The organism is Leclercia sp. LTM14 (assembly GCF_023736175.1).
GTDB classification, from domain to species: Bacteria; Pseudomonadota; Gammaproteobacteria; order Enterobacterales; family Enterobacteriaceae; genus Enterobacter; species Enterobacter barmai.
The window spans coordinates 51358-60635 of the sequence record NZ_JAIKTT010000002.1 but is presented as its reverse complement, the minus strand read 5'-3'; the positions used below and the strand labels follow the sequence as shown (position 1 = coordinate 60635).

At 57.7% G+C, this 9278-nt stretch carries 9 protein-coding genes; all 9 read right to left on the bottom strand.

What is annotated here, in order from left to right; all coding sequences use genetic code 11:
* Positions 1 to 24: 24 nt before the first annotated feature.
* The 9 genes from K5I40_RS04695 to K5I40_RS04655 all read right to left on the bottom strand — a co-directional run bounded on the left by K5I40_RS04695 (position 25) and on the right by K5I40_RS04655 (position 9277).
* Positions 25 to 888: an ESPR domain-containing protein gene (locus tag K5I40_RS04695; RefSeq protein ID WP_251929538.1), complete on the bottom strand. Its 864-nt coding sequence runs from the start codon at positions 886 to 888 to the stop codon at positions 25 to 27.
* 257 nt (positions 889 to 1145) lie between these two features.
* Positions 1146 to 2141: an HAD family phosphatase gene (locus K5I40_RS04690; protein ID WP_223075410.1), complete on the bottom strand. Its 996-nt coding sequence runs from the start codon at positions 2139 to 2141 to the stop codon at positions 1146 to 1148.
* Positions 2138 to 3154 carry an oxygen tolerance domain protein gene (locus K5I40_RS04685; RefSeq protein WP_223075411.1) on the bottom strand — a complete coding sequence of 339 codons (1017 nt, stop codon included), beginning with the start codon at positions 3152 to 3154 and terminating at the stop codon, positions 2138 to 2140. Before K5I40_RS04685 ends, K5I40_RS04690 begins: the two co-directional genes overlap by 4 nt.
* Positions 3151 to 4674, bottom strand: coding sequence for a tetratricopeptide repeat protein (locus K5I40_RS04680; protein WP_039028549.1), 1524 nt, complete (start codon positions 4672 to 4674; stop codon positions 3151 to 3153). The genes K5I40_RS04685 and K5I40_RS04680 overlap by 4 nt, the downstream gene beginning before the upstream one ends.
* On the bottom strand, positions 4671 to 5648 hold the full coding sequence (locus K5I40_RS04675) for a VWA domain-containing protein (protein WP_138369121.1): 978 nt from the start codon (positions 5646 to 5648) through the stop codon (positions 4671 to 4673). The genes K5I40_RS04680 and K5I40_RS04675 overlap by 4 nt, the downstream gene beginning before the upstream one ends.
* Positions 5641 to 6081: a DUF4381 family protein gene (locus K5I40_RS04670; protein WP_039028547.1), complete on the bottom strand. Its 441-nt coding sequence runs from the start codon at positions 6079 to 6081 to the stop codon at positions 5641 to 5643. Before K5I40_RS04670 ends, K5I40_RS04675 begins: the two co-directional genes overlap by 8 nt.
* On the bottom strand, positions 6082 to 6987 hold the full coding sequence (locus K5I40_RS04665; RefSeq protein ID WP_223075412.1) for a DUF58 domain-containing protein: 906 nt from the start codon (positions 6985 to 6987) through the stop codon (positions 6082 to 6084).
* Positions 6987 to 7985, bottom strand: coding sequence for a MoxR family ATPase (locus tag K5I40_RS04660; protein ID WP_039028545.1), 999 nt, complete (start codon positions 7983 to 7985; stop codon positions 6987 to 6989). Before K5I40_RS04660 ends, K5I40_RS04665 begins: the two co-directional genes overlap by 1 nt.
* Positions 7982 to 9277: an anaerobic sulfatase maturase gene (locus tag K5I40_RS04655; RefSeq protein WP_039028544.1), complete on the bottom strand. Its 1296-nt coding sequence runs from the start codon at positions 9275 to 9277 to the stop codon at positions 7982 to 7984. Before K5I40_RS04655 ends, K5I40_RS04660 begins: the two co-directional genes overlap by 4 nt.
* Between the last annotated feature and the right edge of the window lies 1 nt (position 9278).

The window sequence follows — 9278 nt, the reverse complement described above, 5'->3', positions numbered from 1 at the left end:
GAAATGAATGTAGTTATCAGAGAGCTAGTTCACTGCGCTGGTAGCGGTCTCTCCCGCATCGGCCCGTGCCAGAGTGGAGTTTTTGGTCAATAGATCGAGAGTGTTTTCCGCTGCGGCTATTGGCGTTGCGCCGTTGGTATCCGCCCCGACGTTAATGTTTGCCGTGCCGCCATCATTCCCCACCTCGGCGATCCCAAACCCATTCATAATCCGGACGGAGTTGGGGTCATACACCGACAACTGCATGTTCCCGACCGGGGTATCATCCGAGGAAACAAAGGTATTTGAGTCGTAAATACTGATGACCTGGAAGCTGCCGTCCAGTCCGGGAACCTCAACGTTGAGCTCCTGATCCTGCTGCGGGTTGGCCGGGTTTGGCGAATAGGTAAACTCACCGATATTGGCTGAAGTAATAGGTGTTTCGACCCCCTGCGAATCGGTGGCCGTGATGGTCAGGATGCGATCGCCTTCGGGCGCAACGGCCCCGGGCAAGGCACTGGTTACTGCCACCGTGCGTCCGCTAACGCCATTCCCGGCAGTGACATCCGGCATTACCGGTACCGGCCCGAGAATATTCAGCGTGGTGCCCGGCGCATAATGATTCGGTAAAACCTCATTATCGATGCTGAATGCAATGCCGGTGTTAATGACGGTATCGAAGTTATAAGCAGGATCGGTTGAGAATAAATAACTGGGGTAAACCGAAGCCCAGTTAACATCGTCAGCAGAAGCGACACCGGATAAACCGAAGAGTAATACCGGAGCGGCGCGGGTGACCAATAAGCGGCGCCGACAACGTTTTGATCCAGTATGCGAAGTAGAAAGTTCACCTACCGCGACAAAACAGCCTGCCACATGGCTCCATACATGACGATATATTTTGTTCATAACATACCCTGTCTAACCCAATAGTTTGAAATCTATGGAAATACGCGGAAAAGTTAAGAAACATTCAGACAATGAATATATTTAGGTTAGTCGAATAAATTTATTTTACCTGGCAGAAAGCCCGGTAAATTCAATACGAAAAAGTAATGAGGAAGGGAGAAAAACTACGCATTATTCAGAGTACATCCACCCTGAAGCCCTCTTTTAAATCGACCTGAATAAGGCTGATAGTAAAAGAGGGGGAAACAGGCCAAAGGCTATTTTTTACACAGTGCCGGATCGAAAACGGTCTTCCAGTCTTTTTGCATATCCACCACCGTCCAGCCTTTTTCTTTCGCTACGCTTAAGCCCTCTACCAGTTTTCCGCTGGCAGGAGGATGGCTGTCATAGGCATATTCCCGATCGGCATCGGTATGATGAACAATAAGCCCAAATGTTCTGTAATCCGGATTGGCCGCGGTGTATTGCATCATGGCTAAATCACCGTCGCTGTTACCAAAGGCGGCCACCGGACGTTGCCCCATAAACAGGTGGATCGCCACCGGTTTGGCGGCGGCATCGTCGTTAAAGGCACCTTTCATGGTTTTGCGCAGCTGGGTGCCGTTATCGGTCAGCGTAAAGTCGCTGAGCGCAAACGAGCCGACCACCTGCTCAGGCGGAATGCCGTACATTTTATTACTCAGCACCCGCATAAAGTCGATTCCGCCGCCAGAGATGATCCAGGTCTTAAAGCCGTTCTCCCGCAGATAGTCCAGCAGCTGGCGCATCGGCTGGTAGCCCATGGTGTCGTAGCGGCAGCCAAAACGTTGATCGCGCTGGTTATCCACCCACTGGCTGACGCGCTGGTCAAACTCCTCGGTGGTGATGTCACTGTGCGTTGCCGCCAGAAGCTGCATCAGCCCTTTTTCACCCGAGGCAGCGACCGCCTTCAGGTCGTTATTCAGCACAGCGCCCAGCACCGGATCGTTCTTCCATTCCGGATGCTGCGGCGCAAGGCGTTTGACTTCATCCACCGCAAACTGCAGCTGGAACGTCAACGGCGCTTCAGGCCACAGGGTACCGTCGTTATCAAACACCACGTAACGTTTGTCCGCCGGAATAAAGGTTGCGCGGTCCTGATTCGTGGCATTTTGTACCCACTGCACGATAGCGTTTTTTGCTGCGGTATCATTCCAGGCTGAGAGCGGATCCGCCGCATGGGCACCGCTGACGGCACCAAGCAGCAGCACGCTGAGCATTAACTTTTTATTCATCGTTCACCTCTTTTTTCAGGCGTCAGTTTGGGCAGAGGGACAGGAGCCCAAAAGTTGCGCCACCTATGATGGAGATATTTAAGGCTTCGCCACAGCAGACGTCGCGTCAACAGGATAACGGCAGCCAGGATAACGACCGCCGCGACGATCAGCGCCGTTCGACAGTGATGTTCATCCGTTGTCCCCCGAAGTGCCGATTCGCTGCCCTGCGCGCGCGCTTCGGCCACCTGCAACGTGGACCCCGGTAATTCGGCAACCTGCCACTGCTGATGGGCTGTGTCCCACCAGCGCAATTTAACGGGCGGAATGACAATCGTACCGGCCCGGGACGGGAGATAGCGCAGCTTCTCCACCCGCTGAGCCCCTTCGATTTGACCGCGCCCCGACTTCAGCAACGTGTTTTCGGGGGTCAGCCGTTGGGTATCGGTTCCGGGGATCGCATACAGGATCTGCGGGATTTGCGCCGCGGTAATGCCGGTGGCATTCACCGTAACAGCGCGCTCCACCACATCCCCCACCCGCAGTTCGCCGTCATTGCTGGCGTGATACTGGGTAATTTTCTGGGTCAGGGTCAGGCTACTGGCGGGAAGGAAGCGGTCCGGCTGTTCCACGCCCTCAGGCCACGCCACCGCGGTTTTCAGCTCCGGCAATTGCACGGTGACAGGGGCCTGGCTGGCAGAAGTGAGCGTGACCTCCGTGGCGGGCAGCAGCAGATCGCCCTCATCCCACGCCATCACCTGTCTTTCGAGGCGAATACCGCTCCAGCTTGTTCCTCCCTGGCGGCGACTTAACAGCTGATTCGGCAGCGGCGTGGTCATTAATGCCCCGTTTTTAATCACAAAATCGGGCCATTCCGGGGGCGGATTAAACCAGCTGTCGGTCCAGAAGGTGACCGCGATAACCACCGGCTGGCCTGGCGCGACATGTTCAGGTGCGACCAGTTCGCGGGTGATATCCATCGCCGCGCGGGCGGGTATTACCGCCAGCAACAGCAGAAGAAGAAAGGCTTTCATGGCGTCGGCTCCGTACTGGCGCGGTAGAGATTTTCCAGCAGGCCGGATGGTGATACCTCCAGATTGTCGAACCACTGCTCCACCTGTGGATTACTGCTGGCCGTGGGCTCAAGATCCTGCTGATTTACCCCCTGACCTTTCTTCAGATCGTGCTTAATCTCGTCGGGCTTGTAGTCCTGCTCCTTGCCCTGGGCAGCCTGGCGGTCGCGCTCTTTCTGGCGCAACTGCATGATAATGGCGGCGATAGCGGCGCGGTTCTTTTGCGCCAGCGCCCAGTCAGGACGCAGGCTTAACGCGCGATCGTAGCTGTTAAGGGCCTGCTGCCACTGCTTTTGTCCGGCGTAGCTGTTGCCCAGCCACAGAAGCGTATCGGCGGTCTGCGGAGCCTGGCGAAACGCTGACGCGGCGGCGACAAAATCCTCCGCGCGGTAGTACGCAATCCCCTGCCAGAGCGGATCCTGGAAACGTTGCGCTGCTTTCGCGTAGTCGCCCTTGTTGAACGCCAGCTGCCCCTGCATATCCGGGCTTACCCAGGCATCCAGCCAGGCGGCCTGACTTTGCGGGGCGTACAGCAGCGGCACGACAACGATCAGGGCACAAATCAGCTGCCGCCGTCCGAAAAGCAGCAACAGCAGCATCGGGATGACCAGCAGATACCCGCTGTTTTTCCAGTGCAGATCGCCGCGGGCGTTGTTCTGCGAAGCCACCGACTGCTGGATGTGACGGGTTATTACCGGCAGATCGCTGTCATCATTGCTCACCAGCGTAACGGGAATACCGCCGTCACGCAGGCCGCTGAAACGTTCGACGTTGAGGCGGGTATCGATCCCACGCTGGGCGTAATCGTCAGGCAGTTCGCCGCCGCGCGCCGTACCGGGCACCCAAATCTGTAGCGGCAGTTTTTGTTGTGCGAGCCAGGCCGCATCCTGCGGCGAGAGGGTATCGGCGATCAGTAAAATATTGCGCGGCGCATCGGGGGTTTCCGGCATATTTTTCAGGGCCAGAGCGATGGCCTGCCGTAACCCGGAGCCTTCGCCCTCGGGCAACAGCGCAGGATTTTGCGCGTGAAGAAACAGCGAGTAGAACGAGGGATCGACGGTCAGCGGCGTGGTGAGGTAAGCCTGAGCGTTATACACCACCAGCCCAAAATGCGTGCCGGTTGAGCGCGACATCAGCTGCATAATTTTGCTTTGCATCCGCTGATGGCGGCTGGGCGCAAGATCCTGGGCGTACATGGCCGGATCCTGCTGTAACACCACCATCAGATTACTTTGCGGGGTCAGGGCAGCGGGCAGTTCCCGCTGCCAGGTCGGGCCTGCCAGGGCGATCACCCCCAGCGCGCAGAGCCAAGGCAATACCCGGGTGATGCGCTTTTTGCGTCCAATAATGAGTGCCCTGGCAAAGGGTTTATCCATAATCTGCTGCCAGGCACTGCGCTGTCCGGTCGCCACAAACCACAGCAGCGCACAAACGAGCAGACCCGCTAACCACCAGGGATGGGTGAAGTGAAAATCACTCATGCGGCTCTCTCCCGAATGAATCGCCCAACCGCGAGCAGGACCAGTAACCCCAGCGCCAGCAGCAGCGGCCACTGGAAGAGCGGAACGTGCCACGACCAGCCGATGGATTTCACCTGTACCGGGGTGATGGCGTCGATCTCTTTCCAGACGCTGTCCAGCGCGGCCCCGGAGTTGGCCGCCGTCCAGGATTGCCCCCCGGTGATCTGCGCGATGTTCTGCATCAGCGGCAGATCCACTTTGTCATCCCCGGTACTGTTGATATCGCCAAAGGCGATGGTGTGCACCTGAACGTGATGGGCAGCGGCCAGCTGAGCGGCCAGAGCCGGTGCCAGCTGCGAAGCGGTATCGTTGCCGTCAGTCAGCAGGATAGCCAGTTTACTGGCTGCTTTATCGGTGGTGTTATCCAGCAGTTTGACCCCGACGCCCAGCGCATCACCGATGGCCGTTTGCTGGCCAACCATGCCGGGAGCCAGTTGATTGATGCGCGTTTGCAGCGCCTGCTTATCTTCGCTGACCGGAGCAAACGGCCAGGCCTGGCTGGCAAATATCACCAGACCTATGCGATCCGACTGCCGGGCCGCGACAAATTTTCTCACCGATGCCTGGACCGCCTGCAGGCGTGTCACCCCGCCCTGGACATCGTTTTTCGCCATCGAACCGGAGACATCAAGGATCAGCACCACGTCACGCATGGGTTTTTGAATATGCTGGGGCGGCGTAAGGTACTCCGGGCGGCAGAGCGCCGCCACCAGCAGCAGCCAGACCAGCCAGAACAGCAGGCTGGACAGTTTACCGGTGCGCACCGGCTGGCTGTTCAGCTTCAGCTCATCAATCAGTTCCGGTAAAAACGGGACCCGGACCTGCTCTTTGACCTCTCGCTCCTGCGACAAAAAATAGCGGCCAATCAGCGGCAGAAAAATCAGCAACGCTGCCCACGGCCAGGCGAAATCGATCCGGCTCAGATACTCAGACATAGGGCAGTTTCTCCAGCCAGTTTTTCAGCTGAAGCTGCAAACGCGCGGTGCGACCGGCGTCGAGCTGGTTATCGGGCTGGCAATATCGGACGCTTAACTGCTGGCGCAAATCATCGTCGATGTCGACCTTTTGCAGCAGTTGTTCGGGGGTGATGGCGTTGCTGACGCTGGCGCGCGGCTGGTGCATCAGCAGGATGCGTTTGATCAGTTCCAGCCAGCCATCGACGCTGTGGGGTTGTTGCAGCGAGGCCCGCGCTTCCCGACGCCAGGCGTTACGCCGCCAGCGCGCCAGACGGAACAGGGCGAACAGCAGCAATGCGATAAGCACCACTCCCCCCGTCACCCACCAGCCTGGAGGTAACGGAAACCAGGAGATACCCTGCGGCAGCGCCGGAACGGCGAGCTCAGGAACGCTAAATCCTTTTTCCAGCATTCAGAGGCCCTTTTGTAACTGTTTGATAAGATCCTGAGTGACCACAATCTGATTAACGCGAATACCGAGGCGTGTCAGGCGATTTTCCAGACGCGCCAGCCGGGAGGTAATGCTCTGTTCGATGTCATCTTTTAGCTGAGGTGAAAGCGAAAACGCAGCCTCACGCCCCTGATAGCGGGCGGCCAGATCGCCGTGCGCAGGGAGCCGCAGGTGCAGATCGTCAAGCGTGATGAAAGCGCTGATCTCACAGCGTCGTCTCAGGCCTGCCAATAAAGCTTCTCCGGCAGCATCCAGATCGTGAAAATCGCTGAGTACTGCCACCCACGCGCCCGCCGGAATAAGGGGCATGGTGCGTTGCAATACGTGGGTAAGCGAGACAGAGGCAGGGGTTTCGTCAGGATAGCGCGAAGGTAGCGCCTGGTTATAGCGCAGCACATCATCCAGCACTGCCGGTAAATTACGGGCCGGGGCACGGCATTTTTGCAGGCTGTAATCGCTGTCGCCAAATACCACGCTACCGACTCGGTCGCCGTCGTGCCAGCAGCGCCAGGCCAGCAGTCCGGCAATTCTGGCGGCGGCAACGGATTTGGTCTGCCCGCGGGTGGAGAAATACATATCCAGCCGCTGGTCGACAATCAGAAACACCGGACGCTCGCGCTCTTCGTTATAGAGGCGGATCCAGGGCGTTCTCAGGCGCGCCGTGGCCTGCCAGTCAATCAACCGCACGTCGTCGCCCGGCTGGTAGCGGCGCAGGCTGTCAAAGTTAAGCCCACGCCCCTGCTGACGGGAGACGCGCTCCCCGGCCAGCGCACCGGGCGGAATTTGCCCCGGCGGATTGGTCAGCAACCGCGCTTCCCCTGCCAGCGCCATCAGCGTGTCGCGATCGACCTGCAGTGCGCTGTCCATCACGCCACCACAGCGTCGAGTAACATCCGAATGATGTCGTCCGCAGAACGGTTATCGGCACTGGCCTGATAACTCAGCATCAGACGATGGCGCAGTACCGGCGGAGCAACGCGCTGAATATCTTCCGGCAGCACCGCGTCGCGGCCCTCCAGCCAGGCCAGGGCGCGTCCACAGCGATCCAGCGCCAGGGTACCGCGCGGGCTGACGCCAATCCCAATGTATCCCGCCAGCGTGTCACTGACCTTCTGCGGATGGCGGGTCATGTTCACCAGGTTCACAATGTAATTTTCAATGGTTGGGGCAACATGAATCGCCGAGATCTCCTGCCAGCAGGTGGCGATATCCTGCTGAGAGAGCATCAGGGTTTCTGGCTGTACCACGGCAGGCTCAGAGCTTTGCGCCAGATACTTCTGCTGCTGTTCGGCCCGCACCATCTGCATCACTTTTTGCTCGTTTTCACCTGACGGGTAATCCACCAGCACTTTCATTAAAAAGCGGTCGAGCTGGGCTTCCGGCAGTGGCCAGGTCCCCTCCTGATCCACCGGGTTTTGCGTCGCCAGCACCATGAATACGCCGGGCAGCGGCCAGGTTTTTCCGGCGACGGTAACATGACGCTCCTCCATCGCCTCCAGTAGCGCTGACTGCACGCGTGCCGAGGCGCGGTTTATCTCATCCGCCAGGATGATGTTGCCGAATACCGGGCCCGGACGAAAGCGGAACTGGTCCTCTTCACGGGTGGCATTTTGCTGGTAAATCTCACTGCCGGTGATGTCAGACGGCAGCAGATCAGGTGTGAACTGAATGCGGCGAAACTCCCCTTCCACATGGCGGGCCAGCTCGCGTACCGCCCGGGTTTTTGCCAGTCCCGGCAGCCCTTCCAGCAGGACGTGCCCATCGCACAGCAGCGCCACAATCAGCATTTTTACGACCGACTCCTGGCCTAACACCTGTTGATTCATGCGCTGCTCAAGCTGAAGCAGTTTTTCTCTGTTTGTCATTTACGCAATCCTGCAAAGTCACGTTTCAGAAGCGTGGCGATACCGACCAGGATCGGCTCGGCATAATTGAAGAACGCTTTGATGCCGGGGCATAGATAGTTGAGCCCGGCTTCACCGTCCGGGGCGCGGACAATGCGGTTTTTCGGGCATTCACCCCAGCACAATTTCAGATAAGGACACTGTTTGCAGTATTCCGGCAGAGTCTCTTTTTTGCCTAAGCCAAAGGCTTTCTGCCGTTCGGAAAAGGCCATGTGCGCCAGTTTTGTGTCGGCGATATTGCCGATCTGGTATTCGGGGTAGACATAGTGGTCGCAGGAGTAGATATCGCCGTTTTTCTCCACCGCCAGTCCTTTTCCGCAAAACTCAGAGGCGGTACAGATTTGCGCGGGCATCCCCATGGTTTGCGCCACCGCCGTTTCGAACAGGTTCACCTGCACGCGGCCTAAATCGTTATTCACCCACTCTTCGAACACGGTTTTCAGGAAAGTGCCCCAGTCGTCGGGATCCACCGACCAGTCGGTGACGATAGAATCTAAATCGCCCGGTCTGGCACGGCGGGTGCCGGTTACCGGGATGGTCTCATCACGCCAGAACTGCGGTGCGGTGCTCTTGAAATCGACGGGTTCCACGCAGGGATTAAACTGGACGTAGGTCGCCCCCAGTTCACGGGTGACAAAGCGGTAAACGTCAAGCGGGAAGCGCGCATTGGTGCGGTTTACCGTCACCAGGGCGTTAAAGGGCACCTTATATTTTTTCAGCGCCTCAACGCCTTTCATCACTTTATCGAAGGTCGGTTTGCCGCTGCGCGTCACGCGGTAGCGGTCATGCAGTTCTCGTGGCCCGTCGATGGACAGCCCCACCAGAAAGCGATGTTCTTTGAGAAATTCGGCCCATTTGTCGTTAATCAGCACGCCATTAGTTTGTAAGTCGTTTTCGATGCGCTGGCCGGGCTTTTGATACTGTTTCTGGAATTTCACTACCTTTTCGAAAAACTCCAGTCCCATCAGGGTCGGCTCACCGCCCTGCCAGGAGAACACCACCTGATCGCCATCCTGACCATCGATGTACTGGCGAATGAAGTTTTCCAGCACTTCATCGCTCATGCCGGTGTGGCGGTCCTGATGCAGAAGTTCTTCTTTGTGCAGATAAAAACAGTATGAACAGTCGAGATTACAGGTCGAGCCGGTGGGTTTCGCCATGACATGGAAGCGTCTGGTATACGCTGGCCCCTTGCCGTCATATTTTTCTGCGGACGGTAACGCTTTAACAGGCAACGTGGTGCTGTACTTCATC